Raw genomic sequence first — 352 nt, 5'->3', positions numbered from 1 at the left:
CCCATGCAGAGGCATATCCTCAACCGCAAACTATACCAGTTGTTTAAAGCCAAAAAACTGGAAGGGTTCCACGATGCCCTGAAACTGCTGGCCCAAAAAATAGACTGGTATGTAAATGCCCATAGCACCAACGAGGAGGAGACCAACCGGATAATACAGGAAATTTTTATACGCCTGTGGATGAACCGTGAGCACCTGAAGTATAACACCTTCGAAGATACCATACACGCGATGACCTATAAGGTCACCCAACAGTTTTTTGAAAACCCGGAAGACGCGCTGAAATGAGCATGGAACGCCACATAAGTTACCGGCAGATCAACGGCCTTCGGGCCGGGGATGCTGTGGCCTT

1 protein-coding gene is annotated in these 352 nt (G+C 48.6%); it reads left to right on the top strand.

Annotation, left to right across the window (positions count from 1 at the left end; all coding sequences use genetic code 11):
* On the top strand, nucleotides 1-288 hold a 288-nt coding region (locus tag ED312_RS23720), incomplete at its 5' end, for a hypothetical protein (RefSeq protein ID WP_206363225.1).
* Between the last annotated feature and the right edge of the window lie 64 nt (nucleotides 289-352).

Source organism: Sinomicrobium pectinilyticum, assembly GCF_003725735.1.
Taxonomy (GTDB): Bacteria; Bacteroidota; Bacteroidia; order Flavobacteriales; family Flavobacteriaceae; genus Sinomicrobium; species Sinomicrobium pectinilyticum.
The sequence above is the reverse complement of the archived record's forward strand: the minus strand, read 5'-3'. Positions and strand labels throughout refer to the sequence as shown.